This is a genomic window from Photobacterium sp. TLY01, from assembly GCF_021432065.1.
Lineage (GTDB): Bacteria > Pseudomonadota > Gammaproteobacteria > Enterobacterales > Vibrionaceae > Photobacterium > Photobacterium halotolerans_A.
Genome location: NZ_CP090365.1, coordinates 410,530 through 432,057 on the forward strand (window position 1 = coordinate 410,530; position 21,528 = coordinate 432,057).

Genomic DNA, 21,528 nt, shown 5'->3' on the forward strand with positions numbered 1-21,528 from the left:
AATGAAAATCAACAAAACAATAAAAATAGCGGCCGCCATACTGAGCAGTCTGGGGATGGCGGCAATGGCCAGTGCGCAGGTCACCGTTTCTGACACCGATCCAGCGGGAACGGCGACTCCTTCACATACGCTTTCACCCGTTACCCAGCGGGCGCTGCCATTCTCACAATTGGGCTTCAATGGTTCTATCGGCATTTATGGCAGTGAAGCCAGCGCCACGGTCGGTTTTGGCTCGCGACTGGATGAAGTGATTGCCAAAGCCAATTTGCATTTTGATGTCACGCCTTCTCCGGCGCTGCTGGCCCTTGTGTCGCATATCAAGGTGTACCTGAATAATGAGCTGATGGGGGTTGTGCCGGTCACCGATGGCCAGCAGGGCAAAAAAATCAGTGTGTCGATGCCGCTGGACTCACGTTATTTCAGCAACTATAACCAGATTCGCTTTGAGCTGATTGGCAACACCCATAAAACCTGCTCGAACCCCAATGATGCCAGTATCTGGGCGGAGATCAGCCAGAGCAGCCGGGTCGAACTGTCTGTGCAGAAAACCCGGCTGGAAAGCGATTTGAGTTTATTGCCGGCACCCTTTTTTGATCCCCGTGATTTTGGCCAGTTAACCCTGCCGGTTGTGATGGGCGCTGACTATGATCTGGCGGAAATCAAAGCGGCAGGCGTGCTGGCGTCCCACTTTGGTTCGCTGTCCGGGTGGCGGGGGGCGCAATTTTCGCTCTTGTTCGATCAATTGCCAGAGCAGCATGCTGTGGTCTTTGTCACCAATGACAATAAACCTGATTTTCTGCGTGACTTCCCGGATGCCGACGGGCCGTATTTACAGGTGATCACTCACCCGACCAACCCTTATGTCAAACTGCTGCTGGTGCAGGGCCGCGACAGTCAGGATCTCAATACCGCGGTTCAGGGGCTGGCACTGGGCACCCAGTTGTTAACCGGCCCGATGGCGAAGATCAATCAGGTGGTTCAGGTCAAACCCCGCGTCCCATATGACGCGCCCAACTGGGTGGATACCTCAAGGCCCGTGGCGTTCACTGAGCTGGTGGAACAGCGCAGTCAGCTGCAGGTGGAAGGCCGTACCCCGCCGCCGGTCCGGCTGAGCTTTCAGCTGCCGCCGGATTTGTTCACCTGGCAGAGCCGCGGTATTCCGATGGATCTGCAGTACCGTTATTCGCCACCCATGAAAGATAACTCGGGCTCACGGCTGACACTGGGGATTAACGATGAGTTTGTCGAAGCGTTCAACCTGACCACAGCCGGTCAGGGCGGCGAATCCAAGCGGGTGCGTGTGCCATTGCTGGATGACGGCTTGCTGGGCGGCAGCGACAGAGTAAGAATTCCGGCGTTCAAAGTCGGCAGTAAAAATTTCATCGATTTTGAATTCGGCTTTGCCTCAGTCACCGAAGGGAACTGCCAGATCACCCAGCCGAGCAAACAGTATGCCGTGGTGGATGGCGACTCAACCATTGATTTCAGCGGCTTCCCGCATTATATCCAGATGCCGAACCTGCGTGCTTTTGCCACCTCCGGCTTCCCGTTTACCCGCATGGCAGACTTGTCGGATACGGCTGTGGTGCTGCCGGCGTCTGCGTCAGCCGAAGCGCTGCAAACCTTTTTAAATGTCATGGGTCGGCTGGGTGCGGATGCCGGTTATCCGGCGATTCAGGTCACGGTGACAGATCAGTGGGACAGCGCCACGCTGAAAGGCAAGGATATTCTGAGCATCGGTGTGGCACAGGAACTGACTCAGGCGATCGGGAAGCCGGATCAGGTCAATCTGGTATTGCAGTCCGGACAGCGCCAGATCCGTCTGCCGGGACGAAATGAAACGTCGCCGGGTGCCCACTGGCTGGACAGAACGTCTGACAATCCGGAGGCTGCCGATCTGGTGTCTGTTGATGCCAGCGGTCAGTTTGCCGCCATCACAGGCATGGAATCCCCGTTCAGCAAAAAACGCAGTCTGGTGGCGATCATGGCTGCCAGCCCGCAGGCATTCAATCTGGTGGATCAGGCCATCATTGATTCGGGCAAAGTGGAACACATGTCCGGCTCTGTAGTGATCCTGCGTGAGCAGGACGTGGCCAGTTATCACGTCGGTGCGCACTACTATGTCGGCCAGTTACCTGTGCTGAAGTTGATCTGGTATCACTTCTCTAACCATCCGGTGCTAGTCGCCAGTCTGGCGGTGTTGCTGGTGGTGATTGTCACTGTGTTCCTGTGGCGGGTGCTGCGCAAAATTGCCGCCAGACGGCTGGCACGAAGCGGAGAAGATGAATGAAAAGCCTGATCCTTGTGCTGGGCTTATTGATCTTCAGCACCCAGAGCCTGGCCGCAGGCTGTGAATGGCCACAATGGCAGCAGTTTAAATCGGTTTACCTGGTCAATGGCCGCGTGATCGATGGCAGTGACGAGCGCCGGATCACCACATCCGAAGGCCAGTCATACGGCTTGTTCTTTGCCTTGATCGCCAATGACAGACCGGCCTTTGCGGCGATGCTGGACTGGACACAGAACCAGCTGGCAGAAGGCGATCTGACGGCGCGCTTACCGGCCTGGTTGTGGGGACAGCAGCCCTCGGGGCGCTGGGGCGTGCTGGATGATAACCCGGCCTCAGACTCTGATCTCTGGATTGCGTACACGCTGGCAGAAGCGGGTCGTCTCTGGAATAACCAGTACTATCAGTCGCTGGCGCATTTGATGGCTAGCCGGATACTGCGCGAAGAAACCGTCACGATCGACGGCCTGGGCACTGTGCTGCTACCGGGTTCCGTGGGTTTTGCGCTGGAAAATGGTCAGTACCGGGTCAATCCGAGCTATGTTCCGTTGCAGCTGATGGCCCGGATGGCGCACCTTTATCCGCAGTACAATTGGACATCCTTATACCGCACCAGTCTGGCCATGATTTTGGGCACCATGCCCGCCGGTTTCAGCCCGGACTGGGCCACGCTGGCCAACGGCAGCTATATTGCAGATCAGGAAACCGGGCCGGTGGGCAGCTATAACGCTATTCGGACCTACTTATGGGCCGGGATGCTCAGCGACGACTCGAAAGACAAAGCAGCACTGGTGAAGGCCATGCAACCCATGGTGGCGGCGACGGCGGCTTTGTCGGCGCCGCCACGCACGGTGAACACTCAGACGGGCCAGTATCAGGCGCAGGGCAGTGCCGGATTTTCCGCTGCCATGCTACCTTTGCTGGCCGCGTCAGGGGAAACCGCGCTGTTGCAGGCGCAGGCCGAACGGGCGACAGCAGCTCTTGTCACACACCGGGATGATCATTATTACGACAATGTGCTGGCACTGTTTGGCCAAGGCTGGCACCAGCAAAGGTATCGCTTCGGCGTACAGGGTGAACTGGAGCCTGCATGGGAAAAAGGATGTCAGTAACTGTTTCGCTCAACGCCAGTCTCCTGACGGCGCTCAGTCTCAGCGCCGTCAGCCTGTCTGCTGGCGCGGGTATTGTACCGACGACCCCCCTGACACCGCAGCAGCTTGAGCAGGTCTATCAGCCTGTCGGCTCGGCGACCTCATTTTCCAGCGTGCCATCGGAGAGCGATTCGGTGGATTTTCTGCTCAATCAGATTGAGCTGGCCACCGCCTTAGGCCGTGATGATATTGTTGCGAGTGCGCTGGAGCGATTACTGGCGATTGACAGCCAGCACCCGGATGGCCTGTATTATCAGGCACGGCTGCTGATCAAACAAAACCAGCTGCAGCAGGCGCAGGCAGTCAGAAATCAGCTTAAAGCCAGCGCGCCGCAGTCGGTACAGCTCAAAGCGCTCAATGATCTGATTGCCATCAACGGCCGCAAAAAAGCCGAGTTGCAGCAAGCCAGATTACTGGTGCGCGCCGGCCGGTATGAACAAGCGTTGAACGCCTATGATGCGCTCTTCCCCTACGGGATGCCTTCGGCCGAGTTGCAGCTGGAATACCTGCAGGCTGAAGGCAGTCTCAGTGAGCGCTGGGACAGTGTGAAGCAGGGGCTGGAGCAGCTCAATGCCGCGTATCCCGGCGTGCCTGCTTTTCAGCTGGCGCTGGCAAACCACATTCGCCGCCGCGACCCTGCCGATCCCTGGATTCTGGCAACTTACCGCCAGCTGGCACTGCGTTCTGATATCGGCACGGTGGCGGCCAGTGCCTGGTTGCGAGCGCTGGATCAGCAGCCAATCTCGGCACAAGTGGTCGAGCAATATGCCATTGTTGCCAGCTATTTTCCGTCTGATACAGCCATTCAGCGCGCCAACCGCAATGCGCAGGCTCGCTGGGAAACCGAGCAGACCTTACGACAAGACCCCACCTATCAGGCCAAGCGTCAAGGCCTGGCGCTGATCGAGCAAGGGTCATACCCGCAAGCCAAAAAACAGCTGGAATATGCCTTAACCACCCGCCCGGACGATCCTGAGATCCTGGGTGGACTCGGCATGGTGTACCTGCGTCAGGGCCAGCAGGGCAAAGCCCTGGAATATTTCAAACAGGCACAACAGCTGGATGAGGATCCGGACAATGTCAGCAAATGGCAATCGCTGGTGGAGGCTTCTTCTTACTGGGCGTATCTGGATGAAGGTGATGCACTGCGACAAAAAGGCCAACTGAGTCAGGCCGAGCGCGCCTATCGCAAAGCTATCCCGGTCAATGACGCAGAACCTTATGCCTATCTCAAACTGGCAGAGCTGTATCAGCAACAGCAGCAATTTTCTGCCGCCGAGCAGGCCTACCGGCAAGCCTTGCAGCGTGATCCCGGCAATGCGCAGGCTGTGCGTGCGCTGGTGAACCTGACTCAGGAAAGCCAGGGGCTGGCGGCGGCGATTCGCTTTGCTGAGCAGTTATCGCCGGCCCGGCAACGGCTGGTACGTGACACCATACTGGAGATGAAAACCCAGCTCACAGTGCAGCAACTAAGCCGCGCGCTGGCAGACAATGATACGCAGGCCGCAGCGCTGTTCGCCAAACAATTACTCCAATTGGATCCCTCCTCGCCCTGGCAGCGCCGCGATATCGCCGATGCCTTAGTCGCTGCCGGACAGCGCAGCCGGGCCGATGCCCTGATGCAGCAATGGGCCGCCGACAGCCGCGATCCTGAGATGCAGTTTGCCTACGGCTTATACCTGAGTCAGGCCGGTCGCGATGATGAGGCCATTGCCGTCATGTCACGTGTGCCTGCCGCCCGGCGCAGTGAGGCGATGCAGAATAATTTGCTGCGGCTGCGCCTGAATCAGTCACTGGCTGATCTGCCTGCCCGCTATCAGGCCAACCCAGATGCGGTGCGCCAGCAACTGCATTCGCTGGCGCAGCAGTATGCCGATCAGCCGGCCGTGCTGGCGCGGCTGGCCATGAGCTGGTCCGGTTTAGGGGAACGTCAGCAGGCTGAGTATATTTACCGCCAGTTAACCCCGAATGACAGCTGGCCGCCAAGCGCCCGGCTTGGCTATGGCGAGCTGATGATTGCGCTGGCGCATTTCAGCGCCTTTGATCTGTGGCTGGCGCAGCAGGGACAGGCACGTGTCAACGCAGAACAAGGAAACGCCGTCTCGCAGGCCGAACTCGATGCGCTCAATACCCGGCGCTTGCTGGCAGAAGCGGCAATCCTGACTGAACAGCGTCAGTACAGCCGGGCGCAGGCGCTCTTCCAGAATGTGCTCAGCGACGCTCAACCTGCCCCCGAACCTTACCTTACCGAGGCCCGGCTGGGCCTGTTACAAACCAGTGCTGCGCTGGGCGATAAGGCGGTCTATCAGCCGGTCTCTGATCAGCTCTATGCCAGCCGCGCCCAGCTGACAGCCAGGCAGTTCATGCTGGCCGCCCCTGTGATGCAACGTCAGGGCGAATACGCTAAAGCCCGTGAACTGAACCGCTTACTGGACCAGCGACCAGACGCGGATGCGATGGATTACCGCAATAGTATGGCGCTGGCGATGGAGAATCAGCAGTGGTCGCTGGCACAGCAGCGTGGCTATCAGGCACTGAATGCGGATCGCATCGAAAAAAGTGCGGATGCGCAGGCCGCACAGGCGCAATCACCCGATTTGCGCACCCTGTATCAGGAGGCCGATGATTACTGGCTGACCCGCAATGTCAAAGCGGACATCGATCGTCTGCGTGATCGCAGCGACGGCCACATTCTGATTGGCTGGGATTACAGCGCACGGGACGGGGAAAACAAGGCCAGTCAGGTGCCGATTGAAGCGCGGATCCCCATCGAACAATGGGACGGCCATCTGATGGTACGGGCCGATTATGTCTCGCTCGACTCCGGCGATCTGGACTATTTCGACAAGTTTGCCAATTCCAATGCGCAATACGACACGCTGCGCGCCCGTGAGAGCGGACTGGCCCTGGGCATCGGCTGGCAGGCGGCCAACTGGCAGGCCGATATCGGCACCACACCGCTGGGTTTTGCGCAGTCAACCTGGGTGGGCGGCGTTACGCTTGAGGGAGATATCGGGGATTTCGGCGTGTCCGGCACCTTGTCGCGCCGGCCCGAGACCAGCACTGTGCTGTCCTATGCCGGGATGAGTGTGCCCCAAGTGACGGCTGGTTCTTCTGTCGATCCCGCCGGGACACAATGGGGCGGTGTGGTCAGCACAGGCGTTAAGCTCAATGCCAGCTGGGACATTGGCGGCCCGTACGGGTTCTGGAGCAGTGTGCAACATCATCTGATCACCGGCGAAAAGGTGGCCGATAATACCCGTCTGGCCCTGCTGGGCGGCGGCTATTACAAACTGATTGCCACCGATGATCGGCGTTTAAGTATCGGCACCAATGTGCTGTATTTCGACTATGACAAAAATCTGAGCGAGTACACGCTGGGCAGCGGTGGGTATTACAGTCCGCAGCGCTACCTGTCGCTGTCGCTGCCGGTGAATTATTACGGCCGCTACAACAGCAGTTGGTCATATCTGGTCAGCGCTTCTGTGTCCAACTCCTGGTCCAGAGAAGATGCGCCTTACCTGTCGGACGGTGAGTCAGACACAGGCGGCGGTTTTGGCTATTCGCTCGAAGGCGCACTGGAAAAACGGGTCAGCAGCCGCTGGTATGTCGGGGTCGCCCTGGACTTGCAGCGCTCTGATTTCTACGAGCCAAACCATTTTATGCTCTATACCCGGTTTACCTTTAACGATCGCTGGCAACCGATCGATTACCCACCGGCTGTGCCCCGCCTGTACAGCGATTTTGATTAAGGTTTGCGGCCTTCACGCAGATTGGAACAAATAAAAACAGGCGCACGTGAGTGCGCCTGCTGTTAATGGTTTCAGTTCCCGTTATTCATCCGGTGTGCAAACCCGGATTCTGTGCCCGTCAGGATCCAGTGCCACAAAAGTCAGACCAAAAACCGCGTCATGCAAAGGTTGCTCAATCACGACACCGGCAGTCTGCCATTGGTCATACAGCGCTTTGACCTGATCGTCATCCGGCACCATAAACGCGAATTCACTGCGATGGCCCTCGCCGCCGGAGACAAAATTGCGTGCTTGCTCTGACCACAAACTCAGGTTAAAGCCGTTTTCAAACTCAAACGCCACGTAAGTCGGCAGTGCGGCCACAGGCTCCCGGCCAAGTAGTTGGCGATAGAAATCTGCGCTTGTTTCCGGGTTTTTCACATACAGCAGCAATAGGTTCGGTATCATTTTCTCTTTCCTTTTGTGTTCATCCTCGTTGGGTAGATCAGAGCTTACCCCGTGACACTGTCAGAAAGTGGCAGTATCATGTTGCTTATGCGTACCGAACGATTACTCCAATTACTGCAGATTCTTCGCCAGCACCGGCTGCCCGTCAGCGGACAGCGGCTGGCCGATGAGCTGAATATCAGTATCCGCACCCTGTACCGGGATATCGCCACACTGCAGGCCCAGGGGGCGCAGATCGACGGCGAACCCGGTATGGGCTATGTGCTGAAACCGGGATTTTTCCTGCCGCCGTTAATGCTCACCGAAGACGAAATCAGCGCCATCATGCTGGGCGTCCGCTGGGTCTCGGCCTTTGGCGATGTGCCGATGGCCAGCGCCGCCGACACTGCACTGGCGAAAGTCACCGCCGTGCTCCCCGCCGATCTGGTGCAGGGTGCCAATGAGGTTCCACTTCGCGTCGGCCCGCCCGGTGAGCTTGCCACGGAAGATCTGACCCTGTTCAGAACGGCCATCCGGCGGGAAAGAAAACTCGCCATTCGCTATCGCGCGGCCGACGGACAAGAGAGTACCCGGGTGATCTGGCCGTTTGCGATCGGCTATTTCGCCCAGGGCAGAGTGCTCGCCGCCTGGTGCGAACTGCGGCAGGATTTTCGCCACTTCCGTACCGAGTGGATTGCTGATCCTATGATGATGGATCAGGCGTATCCAAGGCGGCGTCATGGGTTGTTTCAGGAGTGGCGGGAGAAGGAGTTAAGACTGCGTCAGGGCTAGGGTGAACAAAGGGACGGCTGAGGATTATGGTACGGCGGAGGTATGTCGCGCTTGAGTTCTGTGGTTCATTTGGCATGGTGTGATGCGCGCCAGACACTCTTTGTGGGGCCAAAGAGTGCCCAGAAAGCCCTTGTTGTTCTTTGGTGTGGTCCGGGACGGTTGTAGGCGCTCCCGGCGCCGACAACCTAAAAATTCGTCCTGAATTTTTCCCTGTGGGAGTAGGTATCTTTTGGGCTTTTTGGTGTGGTTTGATTATGGATTCTGGTGCAACTGAGTGGAGCACGACTTCTGAGGTAAACCGGTGTCGGTGAAGAGTAAAGCTGCCTAAAGTTCGGAGATTATACATTTATTGTTTTAAATCAGCGATGCAGTGATAGGGTGGATGTCATCCCCGGAAAATGCGTATATCTGGCCTGAGCTCAATGAGTCCGGGTCGGTATAAGTTTATTGAATTTTCGGTGCTGTAGATAAGCGGGACAGGTAGTGTGCCGTTCGCTTGTTTTCATACCAGGTTTCGGTTGCCGTAATCTTTACAACCGGGTCATCCCTTTGGCGCTCAGTTGCTGGTTGCCGGTGCTGCTGAGAATCCACTCTTCCAGGCGCTCTATGATTTGCTGCTCGCTCAGGCGTTCTTTCCCTTGCAAGGCGCAGCCCCATATCACCAAGATGCGCCACCCTGTTGCCATCAAAGAGTCGATGTTTTTTTTGTCACGCTGTTGGTTATTTTGGATCTTATCGCGCCAGAACTCAGTGTTGGTTGCCGGGAGTTGAGCGCGGCGGCAGTCATGGCCGTGCCAGAAGCAGCCGTGAACGAATATGAGCGCTTTATATTTGGGGAGGGTGATATCAGGTTTGCCGGGAAGCTTTTTGTTGTGTAGACGGAAGCGAAAGCCGCGGGCGTGAAGCAACCGGCGAACGAACATCTCCGGCTGTGTATCTTTGCCTCGTACCGCCTGCATGTTACGGCGGCGTGTCGATTTATCGTGCACGTCCGCCATAAGAATCAGGCCACTTTGCCGTCCTTGCTGCTCTGACAGTGCTCAAGGATATGGTAGGCATATTTCGCTATCTGACAGGCAAAGGTAACCGGTACGGCGTTACCGATTTGCTTGGCGATTTCTGTTTTGGTACCGCAAAACTTGAAATCATCCGGGAAGCTCATGATCCGGGCAGCTTCACGGTGGGTAATCGGGCGATGCTTCTCCGGGTGTAGGTAACGGCCTTTCTCCGGTTTGAAGAACTCGGTCCGGATGGTGACGGACGGGCGGTCCCACCACAGCCGGCCGAACAGGTCTGTGCCGCCGGTTGGTTTGTTCAGCCAACATTTCGGGGTGATTTCCGGTGCGTTTCTCTGCAGATCGAATCGGTTACCTCCAGGCGGGACTACTTTATACCGTTGAAGGCTCAGTTCCGTCGGGTTACGTCCGAAATGCAGATCATACGGTGCTGCAGCGTCGCGGATCTCCGTGCCGACCGGATCCCCTAAATCACTGATGGCAGAGCGAACGTCTTTCCACGCTGGTAGCAGAGCATCAATGCCTTCAACGTGTTTTTGGTGGGTCGGCTCCGGCGGAAACTTCGGCAGCTTATCGGCATCGAAGCGGTCGGTTTTGAGTCCGAGAACGATCGCGCGCTTACGGGTTTGCGGTACGCCGTAATCCGCGGTATTGAGTAGCTCGAATTGCACGTCAAAACCCAGGGATTCCGCTTTGACTTGGATATCCTGAAACTCCTGGCTTTTCAGAAGTCCCTGGACATTCTCCATGATGAACATCTTCGCCCCTGAACGCTCGACGATATCCATATAGGGTTCCCACAGGGCACGTCTCTCGTCACCATCACGTTTTTTGTTCAGCAAGCTGAAGCCTTGGCAAGGCGGTCCGCCGATCACGATGTCGGCTTGAGGGATCTCATCCTGCTGCGCCAGCCATTCTTCAATGTTGACGTTGATGCAGTGATCGCCGGCAAAGTTGGCGTTGTAGGTATCGCAGGCATATTGGTTGTTATCGATCGCCAAAATCCCCACGAATCCGAGGTTGTATCCTTTGAACATGAAGCCAGCTGATAAGCCGCCTGCTCCGCAGAAGAGATCGATAATTTTGTAAGCCATATCTTGTTATGCCGTGCTTGTTGTTCTGAGGTTGTGGATTCTACCTGCTCTTGCCGGATTTCTAAAGCAAGAAATACTGTTTAAATATACATATAAATGCTCAGCAGTTTGTGTTTTTCTTTGTGATGCTTATCAATATTTATCCTGTGATTTATAAATTTCCTTTATTTTTATGAGCTTATATGAATGATCGTCTTGGTTACTGATCATCTTATTAGTGAGAGGCTCTATGTCACAGGAACATCTGCTGGAAAACGATGAGGAGTTACGGATTGTCGTTGAACGCTTATCAACTGAGAAACGTTTGCAAGAACGCTTCATCACGACAATGAGAAAATCCATCGATGAAGTTATCGATGGTCCGAGAACCGGTCGTTTTGCATATGCTCAGCTTGAGAAAACGGAAAAGACTTATCTGGGGACTAAGGTTGAGATTTTGTTGCGCTCAGAGTTCAGGTTCGAGCACGGTAGTAAAATGGACTACAGCATCGAAGGGATTGAAGTTGACTGTAAATACACCGGTAATCGTTGGGGATGGAATATCCCGAAAGAAGCTGTCGGAGAACTATGTTTGCTGGTCTCTGCTGATGATGAAAAAGGTATTGCAAGCCTCGGGGTGATCAGAGCTGTGCCGGAGGTCATGAATAAAGGGAAAAATCAGGACGGCAAAGGGACAATCAGTAAAGCCGGAAGAGAACACATTTACTGGTTGCTTCAAGATGTTGAAATGCCCTTCAATCAGCTGTTTTTATGGCCCTCAACGTTGATAGATATAATCAAGCAAAAGCCATCCGGTCAACAGAGGCTTAATGAAATGTTCCGCCTGAAACAGGAAGAGCTGATTGATAGAGAAACCATCGCGACAATTGCAGAATCTAAAGATGATCCGATGAAGAGAGTCCGAGCAAATGGAGGTGCCCGCTCTATGTTGGCTTCAGAAGGCATCATTATCCTGGGTCATCAAAATGACCACCCCCGTATCTGCCGAGAGCTTGGTTTGCCCGTACCTAAAAAAGGTCAGGTTGTGGCTGTACGGGTTGTTCCGGGAAATGTTTGTGAATTTTCGGGGAATAGCTGGCAAAAAGCGTCAGAGAGTGATCCCTGTTATCCGGTTCCGGAGGGTTACTGATAGAGTCAATGAGCTCGGATCTGCTCCGAGCTCATTCGGCCAATACAAGCTAAAAGGGGCTTGTTTATCGGCCCCCTACTTATCGCTATTGCTTTTTTACTTCGCTTTCGGGCAAAGTGCTTTGCCGATAATGCAATGTTGACATGCACTCGGCGGGCAATTTTTGGTTCGTACCCCATTTTGAATATCACTGCCTATTGCTGAGAGTTTCGAGCGGGTTTTCTTCAGCATGTCGTCTGTAACCATTTCTCTGCTAGATAAGTCGCCGCTTAGGTTATCCGGCTGTAGATAGATTGCACTGATGGTATCAGGTTTGGATCCCGTGTTTTGCTCTTCTGCAAGCGCATATCCTGCCAGTTGCAGTTGAACTTTACGTTGAATTTCTATTTGTTCATCACCAGTGGTGTTTTTTGATAGCTGGCCGCTCTTGATATCGATAACTTCTTTTTTCCCGTCCCGGTAGCGTAGCAAGTCCATCCTGCCGGTAATTCGTAAATTATCGTTGATCATGAGATTCAGTGATTGTTCTACATGAGCGATATCCTTGAGGTATTTCCCCTTGCTATTGTGGTAATGAAGCAGGCGTTTTTGGATCCCCTGCTTCATCTTTTCTCTCAGCTTAATTTCGAATTTTTTCGTATGAGGAAGATGGAAGTGGCGATCAATGGCCTTTATGATATCTGCTTCTGTCGGCTCCTTGCCTTGCTTCTTCATCTCGTGATAATCGTACAGACAGTTATGCATAATTTGCCCGTAGCCCATTTCCCTGCGGTAGGCCTCGTCAAACCCGCATACAGTTTTGAGGAAGTAACGGTACGGACATACATCATATTCCACGATATCCGTGAACGGGATATTGAGAACTCCTTTGCTGCTTCGCATTTCCGGTCTGATCTTATCAAGCGACAAATGTTCCGTGTAGTTTTTGTCGGTGATAATGCAGTCAACAAGCTGTACCTCATTAAAGAACAGAGAGGGTTTGTTTTGTCCGCGCTTGCCGGTATTGCTCCAGGACAGGTGGAGATACTTTTCCGCACGGGTCATTGCCACAAAGGCAAGCCGCCGCTCTTCATCTTCCGGCGTTCTGAAAGCTTCTGCATTCTTAACACATTCTCTGGGCAGGATATGGAACATATTCGCTCCACCTGCCGGTTTGAGCGGAAATTTCCCGTTAACCATACCGGGTATAAATACAGCTGGCCATTCCAGTCCCTTGGCGGCGTGCACGGTCATCACGGACACGGCGTTAATATCATTGTTCGGTAATTGTTCTTCCTTGAATAAACCGTCTGCGGCATAAAACAAGAATCGGCAAAAATAGTCGTAGTTGCGGTGCGGTGTGCTGTCGAAGTTATGTTGTTCATATTGAGTGATCAGTTGACTGAATTGTCCGAGCAATGAAAACACTTGTTCACCATAGCTGCGCAGCATACTGTTTCCCGCTGCGGGAATTTTATCCTGGTCAATATTGGCGGCTTCAAGAAAGGCCAGGAATGCCCGTTGAAGAGACCATTCGGAGTGGTCTTTTCCCGTCCGTGTACCTTCCTGCGGGAATTGCGCTTTGAATGTGTCCAATCGGTCGATACCGCGACAGATATCACTTTTCGTCAATCCGAGGGCAGCTTTTTCCCAGGCTTCAAGTAATTGCTTCCGTCCGAAGACTTCTTTCGTAATCTTGTTGTCTTGCCGGCGATACGTATGGCCGTGGATATAGTAAAAAATACCGGCGGCAGCTTGTCCGACAGATGAACTGGTAATCAGGCCCGGTCCGCCTTTGAACTCATAACGAATACCATGTTGTTCCAGCGCTTTTACAATCGGCTCTGCCTGTGCTTTGGTCCTTACCAGTATGACAAAGTCGCTGTAGGTCAGACCCCGCTCAGGTTTTCCGGGTTTGTCCTGATAAGGGCAGCCGATCATGTCTTCGATACGTCGGCAAATCCACTCACTTTCATCTTGCGGGTTGGGGAAAGTCAGGGCTGTGATATCTCCGTCTGTGTACGAATGAATGCTTGCTGCTTTCCAGTCTTTCTCAACTCGTTTGGCATTTTCTCCGACTAAAGCATAGGCGCATGTGAGAACACCACGGCTGGAGCGGTAATTATGGTTGAGTTCGATTTTCTCTACGTTTTTGTATCTCTGATGAAATGTCAGAATGTTGTCGGTATCTGCATTGTTCCACCCGTAAATGGACTGATCATCATCGCCCACGACAGACAAGTGAATATTGTCGGGATCCAGGTTAACAATATTTCGAATCAGCCTCTCTTGCAGGTGGTTCGTATCTTGGTATTCATCGATGATCAGGTAACGTAATTTTTCCCGAACGGCATTGCGGAATGCATCGTTGTCTTCCAGCGCTTCCACAATCGTCAGAAGAAGACCGCTGAAATCCATTTTCCGCATTTCATGAAGCTTTTTCTGATAACGAGCCAGGCATTCCAGAACTTCCGAATCTTGTACCTGGCTTTTGTCTATTTCAGCCTCGCGAAGAACGTTAAAAATTTGCGGAGCCAGGCGCATGGCTACCGGCATCTTATAATATCCGCCTTCCTCTTTGGGGAGGCCGTTGGGACAAATCTCGGAGAAGTGCCGCTGGATAAATATGTATTGCCCGATACCATCCAGTAGTTCAAAGCTCAGATACTCCGGTAGGTAGGTATCTCTTAACTCCAGACAGTATGAGTGGATGGTACCGACGAACATATGGTCCAGCCGTTTTTCGTGCCCGAATTTCGAGCGGTAGCGCTGGCGGATTCGATGAGCAACCTCCGTCGCAGCTTTTTCAGTAAACGTCAGGACGGCAATGTTTTCCGGTGATATTGCATGTTCGCTGATCAGTGATACGGAGCGCTCAGACATGACTGCAGTTTTCCCTGAACCTGCCCCGGCCAGAATTTGCAGGTTAGAGGGCGTGTGGTCAATCGCTTGTTGTTGAGCAGGACTGTAGTTGAATTGCTCTCCAACAGCTTTGGCTATCGGGGTCTCTTTCAGCTCTTTTATGACCGGGGTGGTGTCAGCTTGTATCGAGTCAACTTCCACATTTAATGCATTAGCAAGCCTTCGCATATTTCTGGCTGAGCACGTTTCTCCTCGTTCAACCCTGGCGATAGTTGCTCGACTGACGCCGGAAGCGAGAGCCAGAGATTCCTGAGTAAAACCTTGTGCGTTTCTGAACTTTTTCAGGTTGGGTAGTAAAGTACTCATCCAATGCTCCGTGTGGTGGCTGTTTGCATTTATATTTAGGACCCGAGCAGCAAAAAATTCAAAGATTTTCTTGTGTCACTTTTGTATCAAAATGAAGAGTAAATCTGTTTGATACAAAATACACTTGTATCAAAACAATATAAATCATTGATATTTAAAGCTTATATTTATGGTTGTTTTTTTGTATATGGATTAAATCGATACAAGAAAGTACCTGTGCGGGAATGATTAGATTCCAGACAAAGGCGCTTTGTTCACAGTTTGGTGAAGTCTATTTGATGCTGGTTGCATATTGCGTGGTAGGTGCGGTAATTATAACTAACTGAAAAATTGTTCGTTATGGTCAGAAACCAGGCGTGACAGGGAGTGATTATCGATGGGGCAAAGCGGGTATCATCGCGGTTGGGAGATTTTGTCGGGTAATCATTCCCGACCGGTTCCGGCCTGGTATTTAATCGAACAGATTAAAAAAGGTTCGGATTTAACCAATGGTATTATCCGACATCAGATCGCCGAGGAAAATGGTAGTTACCGTTGCGCCCACTGCCGGGTACCGGTGCGTCTGGCCGGCGGAAATGGAGGAACACAATGCCTCCACTTCCGGCATTTCACTAAAGATCCCGAATATAAGCAACAGGCCGAAGGTTGCCCTTTTTGCCATCCTGATAGCGAACAGCGCAAGCTGTACAGCGAAGTTTTTCGCGGTGAGGGACAATGGCATTTGAGCCACAAGGAAAAGGTTGCTGAGATTTTATCCCGCGATCCGCGTATTGATGCGGAGTCCGTAACAACGGAGCACTATATCTTCAGCAAGGATCACGATACTAATATCCGCCGGCAACCGGATATTTACTGCCGCGATTGGGACGGCAACCACTGGGTCTTTGAGCTGACCCGTTGGTGGCTCCATCCCGAAACGGCGGTGGAACGCCAGCGTGCCTATTGCCGGCTGGGTTATAACCTGGTGTGGCTGTTCAGTCCGGACTGCCAGGAGAAGAACCGTTCGACTTTTCAACTGCTGCTTTACGGTGCCAACTACCGGGAAGATGCTCCGCCGGAAACATTGGGGGGAGGCGGGGCCCAGTTCAATGCTTTTGAGCTTTCCGAAGCGGCATTGGTACAAAGCGACAAGGCGGGGAGCTTACACTTGGAAGTGGTTTATCCTCACTTTGCCGTCAATAACTCCCTTGGCTCGATTGATATCTGCTATCAGCGAGAAATCATGAGCATGCATTCGATGCCCCTCGCACCTGAAGAAAGGCTGCCGTACGGGGTAAAAACCGCACTTCAGTTGCAACAGGCAAAAGATCATCTGGAAGCGGCTCGTCAGGCCATTGCCCGGCGTGAAGAAGAGCATCAACGAATGCAGCAAGCGTCCGTGATGAAGGCTGTCAGGCAGGAACTCGGTACGCTTCGGTGCTTGCTTCGCAGCGAGCATATGACTGATGCGCTGGCCGAGCGGTGTCGGAAGCTGATCAGGCAATGCCGTGGAAATTACCTGAACGAGCTGTCACCCTCGCAGGCTTTACGAGTCGGTTTGGTGGTCGCAAAGGCTGAAAGCAAGATGCTGGCAGCTGTTAATCGCTATCTCAGGGAAAAAGCTGCTCTGGAATCACACCGGCAAACGCTAAAGGAAATGGCTCTGGGTTATATTGACCAGATAAGGGGCAGGTCGTTGGCGCCCGAGAGTGAGTCTAGTCACCAGGGGCGTGAGCTTTACAGTCAGCTGAACCAGTATGAACTGTCTGAGCTGGCGAGACGGGTGGAATCAGCCAGCCATGCCTGTCACCAGCGCTATATTGCTGAATATATTGTTTCGCTGGGGAAGGCGTTAATCAGTTACCAACCGGTGCAGTGGATGCTGGATAGCCGCCTGCGAGTACTGTCGTTGATCAGCTATACTCGGTCTGTTTCTGAGCACCAGTTACAGTTACGACTGGAAAAGTATCTCCCCATTATCGATAACCATACTGTTTATCTTCGTTACTGCCGGTCGGCCGATGAACTGGCCCGGGCTGAATTACGCACTGGTTTGATTGATGATGTGATTAAAGTACGGGAGTCACTGATGGATGCCGGGCTGGATGAGCTGGCTGATTGTCTGCAGACAACATTGGTAAGCCGCTATCAAAATAAGGCCCGGGATATTTTTTCTATATTCTCGGCGTGGAGTTCACAAACGGATTATCGGGATATTCTTCCACTCGTTATTCAGGCCTCTGAAGATCAAGCGAGGGCCATTGCGGACTTGCTGGGTTGTCGGGAAACCTCACTGGCATTGCTGCCCCAGTTACGGGACTTTTATGTTCGTCAGGCAGATGAAGCTGCCTTTAACTTCTTCAACGCTATCGGTATCGCATTAAACCGCTTACTTGAAGTAACAGCTTCCGTTAGCAACAATAGGAGGGACTGTGACTCTGAGGCGGCAAAAAAAATACTCGATGATTGCGTTCTCTATGTTTCTTCGTTTTACAACGAGGAGCAACAGGCGAAAGCCAGAGGATTGTTTGATGAACTCTATGGTAAAGAGCTTGATAGATTATGTGATGTATTTTCCTGTTTTGCGGGGGATTAGTGGGCCTTGGGATCCTGATATTATAGGTAATAACATCCAACAACCATGCCGTTTAAGATGAGTAATACGGCAATATTTACCTGTTATCGGATGGGAATGTTATGGCATACAAGATATTTAAATATTGTTCTTATCGTCATTGCGGCAATAACTAAACCACGCAAAGATGTGGTGGTTAACTAATTCAGGACGAATTTTTAGGTTGTCGGCGCCGGGAGCGCCTACAACCGTCCCGGCCCACACCAAAGAATCAAAAGGCATTTCTGGTTACTGTTTGTGCCAGCAAAGAGTAACTGGCGCGCGTCAATCAATGCCAAGAGAAGCACCGAACTCAAGCGCGACATACTTTCTGCTTTACCTGAAATCGCTTGTTTATCGTCTGCGCCACATTGAAGTAATCCCCAACCTCAGGGAAAAATTCAGGACGAATTTTTAGGTTGTCGGCGCCGGGAGCGCCTACAACCGCCCCGGCCCACACCAAAGAACAACAAGGCATTTCTGGTTACTGTTTGTGCCAGCAGTCGGCGCCGGGAGCGCCTACAACCGTCCCGGCCAACGCTAAAGAACAAAAAGGCATTTCTGGTTACTGTTTGTGCCAGCAAAGAGTCACTGGCGCGCATCACACAATGCCGAGAGATACACAGAACTTATGCGCGACATACCATCAGAACCAGATTCGCCGCCAGCCCTGCACAGGGCAATTCCCCCTTACTGATATCACACTTTTTAGCATCTCTTTAACATCCTATATCACTGATAATAAATGAAAATAACCATGATGTTACGTACGTGTTACGTTCGAGTTTCCTTTTGTTACAGTGCCGTTTCCTTGCTTGGGTAGACTCTACACAACCGGCGCTCTGTACCCTACACGCCGGTCATATCCCTGATAAACAAGGAAGAGCATAATAATGACAAAGCAAGGTACCTTTACTCTGAAAAAATCGCTGATCGCTATGACATTCGCGGCAGCCAGTTCTGTGGCCAATGCCGGTGAAGTGGAAGTGCTGCACTGGTGGACATCGGGCGGTGAGGCGAAATCGGCCGCTGTGCTCAAGCAAATGTTGGAAAAGCAGGGCGATAGCTGGAAAGACTTCGCCGTGGCCGGAGGCGGCGGTGAGAGTGCGATGACAGTACTCAAAACCCGTGCGGTATCGGGGAATCCGCCTTCTGCGGCGCAAATTAAAGGTCACGATATTCAGGAGTGGGGCGATCTGGGTTTTCTGACCTCGCTGGATGATGTGGCAGAAGCCGGTCAATGGGACAAGGTGCTGCCAGCCGTGGTGACCAAAGTCATGAAGTATAACGGCGACTACGTGGCCGTGCCGGTGAACGTACACCGTGTGAACTGGCTGTGGGCCAACCCTGAGGTATTCAAGAAAGCCGGTGCGAAAGTGCCTGCCAACATGGACGAGTTTTTTGCCGCGGCAGAGAAGATTAAAGCCGCAGGCTTTGTGCCTCTGGCGCATGGCGGTCAGCCTTGGCAAGACGCAACGCTGTTTGAAGCGATTGCGCTGGATGTTTTAGGTTCGCAAGACTACAACAAGGCGTTTGTTGATCTGGATATGGACGTGCTGTCCGGTCCGAAAATGGTTGAAATCTTCGCGACCTTCCAGCGTATGCACGACTACATCGACGAGAACTCGCCGGGGCGTGACTGGAATATCGCCACCTCCATGGTGATCAATGGTGAGGCTGCCATGCAAATCATGGGTGACTGGGCAAAAGGTGAATTTGCGGCGGCCGGTAAACAGCCGGGCAAAGATTACATCTGCGCACCTGCGCCGGGCACAGCAAACCAGTTTACCTTCAACATCGACAGCTTTGCCTTCTTCAAACTGAGCAACAAAGACAATGAGCAGGCGCAGAAACATCTGGCCAAAACCATTCTCAATAAAGACTTCCAGGAAGTGTTTAACCTCAACAAAGGCTCGATCCCAGTGCGTCTGGACATGAACATGGACAAGTTCGACAAGTGTGCGCTGGATTCAATGGCCACCTTCAAAGCCTCAGCGCAAACGGGCGATCTGGTGCCGAGTATGGCCCACGGTCTGGCCACCACCAGCTATGTGCAGGGTGCGGTCTATGATGTGGTGACCAACTTCTTCAACGATACATCTGCCGATCCTAAACAAGCCGCGCAACAGCTGGCTCGTGCAGTAAAAGCAGCCATATAACCCTGTCGGCGGGCTGGGTGTTCAGCCCGCCGGTTCACCTGCGCTTTTTTTACCTCTGCGGCGAATGAATCCGATATTCAGGCCGGGGCACGCGCGTGCCTGAGAGGTGATCATTGAGACACAACCAGAATCAAGGACGCACTATGGAGCAAACCTTGTCGCTCACCAAACAGAAAGCGGCCCGGCCCAGCCTGGCGGACAGATTACAGAAGTGGCTGCCGAAAATCGTGCTGGCCCCGACCATGCTGGTCACTGTGGTGTGTATTTATGGCTTTATGTTTTGGACATTTTATCTGTCGCTGACCAATTCCCGCTTTCTGCCCAGCTTTAATTTTGCCGGGTTGATGCAATACCAGAAGCTGATGGACAACGACCGTTGGATCACCTCGGTGACCAATCTTGGCATTTTTGGCCTGATGTTTATGCTGATTGCGATTGTACTGGGGGTCGGTCTGGCGATTTTGCTGGATCAGAATATCCGCCAGGAAGGCGCAATCCGGACGATTTATCTCTATCCCATGGCGCTGTCCTTCATTGTCACCGGCACGGCCTGGAAGTGGATTCTCAACCCGGGTCTGGGGATCGAAAAACTGATGCACGATTGGGGATTTACCGGCTTTGAATTTAACTGGCTGGTGGATCAGGACATGTCGGTGTACACCCTGGTGATCGCCGCGGTGTGGCAGTCGTCGGGTTTTGTGATGGCCATGTTCCTGGCGGGCCTGCGCGGGATCGATTCTTCGATCATCAAAGCCGCCCAGATCGACGGGGCCAGCATGCCGACGATTTACTGGAAAATTGTCCTGCCATGCCTGCGTCCGGTCTTTTTCAGTGCGGTGATTATCACCTCGCACATTGCCATTAAGAGCTTCGATCTGGTCACCGCGCTGACCGCGGGTGGTCCGGGCTATTCGTCCGATTTACCTGCACTCTTTATGTACGCGCATTCCTTTACCCGCGGACAGGTGGGTCTGGGGGCAGCCAGTGCCATCATGATGCTGGCGGGCGTTCTGGCGATTCTGGTGCCTTATCTCTATTCCGAATTGCGGGAGAAGAAATCATGAATAAGCATGTCACTCTGGGCCGGATGGCGATTTACAGCGGGCTGCTCTTTTTCTGCGTTGTGTACCTGATGCCGCTGTTTGTGATGGTGATTACCTCGTTCAAGACCCTGCCCGATATCAAAAGCGGCAACCTGATGTCTTTGCCGCAGGAATGGGTGGGGTATGCCTGGAATAAAGCCTGGTCCGGTGCTTGTACCGGGGTGAGCTGCGACGGTATCAAAGGCTATTTCTGGAATTCCTTCCAGATGGTGATCCCGGCGGTGGCAATTTCTACGCTGCTGGGGGCCTTTAACGGCTATGTGATCAGCAAGTGGCGTTTCCGGGGCTCTCAGCTGTTCTTCAGTTTGCTGCTGTTCGGCTGCTTTATTCCGTTTCAGGTCATTTTGTTACCCATGGCGGCGTTGCTGGGCAAACTGGGACTGGCCAATACCACAGCCGGTCTGGTGACGGTGCACGTGATTTACGGTCTGGCATTTACCACACTGTTTTTCCGTAACTTTTACGTCGGCGTGCCTGATGAGCTGGTCAAAGCGGCCAAGCTCGACGGGGCGGGGTTCTTTACCATTTTCTTCCGGATTCTACTGCCGCTGTCGACCCCTATCTTCATGGTGACAGTGATCTGGCAGTTTACCGCTATCTGGAACGATTTCCTGTTCGGCGTGGTGTATTCCGGCGCAGAAACCCAGCCGATCACGGTGGCGCTCAATAACCTGGTCAATACCAGCACCGGGGTGAAAGAGTACAACGTCGACATGGCCGCCGCCATTATTGCCGCATTACCAACGCTGTTGGTGTACGTGCTGGCAGGGAAGTATTTTGTTCGCGGTCTGACCGCGGGATCAGTGAAAGGATAACAAG

Annotated in this window: 13 protein-coding genes; 9 read left to right on the forward strand and 4 right to left on the reverse strand. The window is 53.1% G+C overall.

All coding sequences use genetic code 11. The features are described 5' to 3' along the window. Position 1 precedes the first annotated feature (1 nt). Genes bcsB through LN341_RS17435 form a run of 3 tightly spaced genes read left to right on the forward strand, consistent with a single transcriptional unit; the run spans position 2 to position 7,190 of the window. Positions 2-2,290, forward strand: coding sequence for a cellulose biosynthesis cyclic di-GMP-binding regulatory protein BcsB (gene bcsB, locus LN341_RS17425; protein WP_234206332.1), 2,289 nt, complete (start codon positions 2-4; stop codon positions 2,288-2,290). Further along, the gene (gene bcsZ, locus LN341_RS17430) at positions 2,287-3,399 is read left to right on the forward strand and encodes a cellulose synthase complex periplasmic endoglucanase BcsZ (RefSeq protein ID WP_234206334.1); all 1,113 of its coding nucleotides are present in this window, start codon (positions 2,287-2,289) and stop codon (positions 3,397-3,399) included. The genes bcsB and bcsZ overlap by 4 nt, the downstream gene beginning before the upstream one ends. Next, entirely contained in the window at positions 3,390-7,190 is a 3,801-nt protein-coding gene (locus tag LN341_RS17435) for a cellulose synthase subunit BcsC-related outer membrane protein (protein WP_234206335.1), read from the forward strand. The genes bcsZ and LN341_RS17435 overlap by 10 nt, the downstream gene beginning before the upstream one ends. An 81-nt stretch (positions 7,191-7,271) precedes the next feature. Here LN341_RS17435 and LN341_RS17440 read toward each other — a convergent pair whose 3' ends face one another. Next, positions 7,272-7,637, reverse strand: coding sequence for a VOC family protein (locus LN341_RS17440; protein WP_120512535.1), 366 nt, complete (start codon positions 7,635-7,637; stop codon positions 7,272-7,274). A 78-nt stretch (positions 7,638-7,715) separates the two neighbouring features. Here LN341_RS17440 and LN341_RS17445 point away from each other — a divergent pair, with 78 nt between their 5' ends. Then, positions 7,716-8,408 carry a YafY family protein gene (locus tag LN341_RS17445; RefSeq protein ID WP_234206337.1) on the forward strand — a complete coding sequence of 231 codons (693 nt, stop codon included), beginning with the start codon at positions 7,716-7,718 and terminating at the stop codon, positions 8,406-8,408. Positions 8,409-8,938: 530 nt separating this feature from the next. On the opposite strand, the gene LN341_RS17450 is transcribed toward LN341_RS17445, so the two are convergent. Together LN341_RS17450 and LN341_RS17455 are read right to left on the reverse strand one after the other, a co-directional pair. Next, entirely contained in the window at positions 8,939-9,406 is a 468-nt protein-coding gene (locus LN341_RS17450; protein ID WP_234206339.1) for a very short patch repair endonuclease, read from the reverse strand. A gap of 5 nt (positions 9,407-9,411) precedes the next feature. Next, complete coding sequence (locus LN341_RS17455; RefSeq protein WP_234206340.1) at positions 9,412-10,518, reverse strand: DNA cytosine methyltransferase; 1,107 nt, start codon at positions 10,516-10,518, stop codon at positions 9,412-9,414. A 229-nt stretch (positions 10,519-10,747) separates the two neighbouring features. On the opposite strand from LN341_RS17455, the gene LN341_RS17460 reads away from it, so the two are divergent. Further along, the gene (locus LN341_RS17460; protein ID WP_234206342.1) at positions 10,748-11,647 is read left to right on the forward strand and encodes a NaeI family type II restriction endonuclease; all 900 of its coding nucleotides are present in this window, start codon (positions 10,748-10,750) and stop codon (positions 11,645-11,647) included. Between the two features lie 96 nt (positions 11,648-11,743). Here LN341_RS17460 and LN341_RS17465 read toward each other — a convergent pair whose 3' ends face one another. Further along, positions 11,744-14,854 carry a UvrD-helicase domain-containing protein gene (locus LN341_RS17465; protein WP_234206344.1) on the reverse strand — a complete coding sequence of 1,037 codons (3,111 nt, stop codon included), beginning with the start codon at positions 14,852-14,854 and terminating at the stop codon, positions 11,744-11,746. Between the two features lie 376 nt (positions 14,855-15,230). Here LN341_RS17465 and LN341_RS17470 point away from each other — a divergent pair, with 376 nt between their 5' ends. From LN341_RS17470 to LN341_RS17485, 4 genes are all read left to right on the forward strand, one after another. After that, the gene (locus LN341_RS17470) at positions 15,231-17,429 is read left to right on the forward strand and encodes a hypothetical protein (RefSeq protein ID WP_234206347.1); all 2,199 of its coding nucleotides are present in this window, start codon (positions 15,231-15,233) and stop codon (positions 17,427-17,429) included. 956 nt (positions 17,430-18,385) lie between these two features. After that, positions 18,386-19,606, forward strand: a complete 1,221-nt coding sequence (locus LN341_RS17475) for an ABC transporter substrate-binding protein (protein ID WP_370643804.1) — start codon at positions 18,386-18,388, stop codon at positions 19,604-19,606. A 143-nt stretch (positions 19,607-19,749) separates the two neighbouring features. Beyond that, a complete protein-coding gene (locus LN341_RS17480; protein WP_234206351.1) occupies positions 19,750-20,670 on the forward strand; it encodes a carbohydrate ABC transporter permease in 921 nt (306 codons plus the stop codon). Next, complete coding sequence (locus LN341_RS17485; protein WP_120512529.1) at positions 20,667-21,524, forward strand: carbohydrate ABC transporter permease; 858 nt, start codon at positions 20,667-20,669, stop codon at positions 21,522-21,524. Before LN341_RS17480 ends, LN341_RS17485 begins: the two co-directional genes overlap by 4 nt. Positions 21,525-21,528: the final 4 nt, after the last annotated feature.

Excerpts from the sequence above, each read along its gene's own strand:
- LN341_RS17440 (WP_120512535.1), bottom strand. The coding sequence starts at position 7,637 with ATGATACCGAACCTATTGCTGCTGTATGTGAAAAACCCGGAAACAAGC.
- bcsZ (WP_234206334.1), top strand. The coding sequence starts at position 2,287 with ATGAAAAGCCTGATCCTTGTGCTGGGCTTATTGATCTTCAGCACCCAG.
- LN341_RS17445 (WP_234206337.1), top strand. The coding sequence starts at position 7,716 with ATGTTGCTTATGCGTACCGAACGATTACTCCAATTACTGCAGATTCTT.
- LN341_RS17435 (WP_234206335.1), top strand. The coding sequence starts at position 3,390 with ATGTCAGTAACTGTTTCGCTCAACGCCAGTCTCCTGACGGCGCTCAGT.
- LN341_RS17450 (WP_234206339.1), bottom strand. The coding sequence starts at position 9,406 with ATGGCGGACGTGCACGATAAATCGACACGCCGCCGTAACATGCAGGCG.
- LN341_RS17455 (WP_234206340.1), bottom strand. The coding sequence starts at position 10,518 with ATGGCTTACAAAATTATCGATCTCTTCTGCGGAGCAGGCGGCTTATCA.
- LN341_RS17475 (WP_370643804.1), top strand. The coding sequence starts at position 18,386 with ATGACATTCGCGGCAGCCAGTTCTGTGGCCAATGCCGGTGAAGTGGAA.
- LN341_RS17460 (WP_234206342.1), top strand. The coding sequence starts at position 10,748 with ATGTCACAGGAACATCTGCTGGAAAACGATGAGGAGTTACGGATTGTC.
- LN341_RS17470 (WP_234206347.1), top strand. The coding sequence starts at position 15,231 with ATGGGGCAAAGCGGGTATCATCGCGGTTGGGAGATTTTGTCGGGTAAT.
- LN341_RS17485 (WP_120512529.1), top strand. The coding sequence starts at position 20,667 with ATGAATAAGCATGTCACTCTGGGCCGGATGGCGATTTACAGCGGGCTG.
- LN341_RS17480 (WP_234206351.1), top strand. The coding sequence starts at position 19,750 with ATGGAGCAAACCTTGTCGCTCACCAAACAGAAAGCGGCCCGGCCCAGC.
- bcsB (WP_234206332.1), top strand. The coding sequence starts at position 2 with ATGAAAATCAACAAAACAATAAAAATAGCGGCCGCCATACTGAGCAGT.
- LN341_RS17465 (WP_234206344.1), bottom strand. The coding sequence starts at position 14,854 with ATGAGTACTTTACTACCCAACCTGAAAAAGTTCAGAAACGCACAAGGT.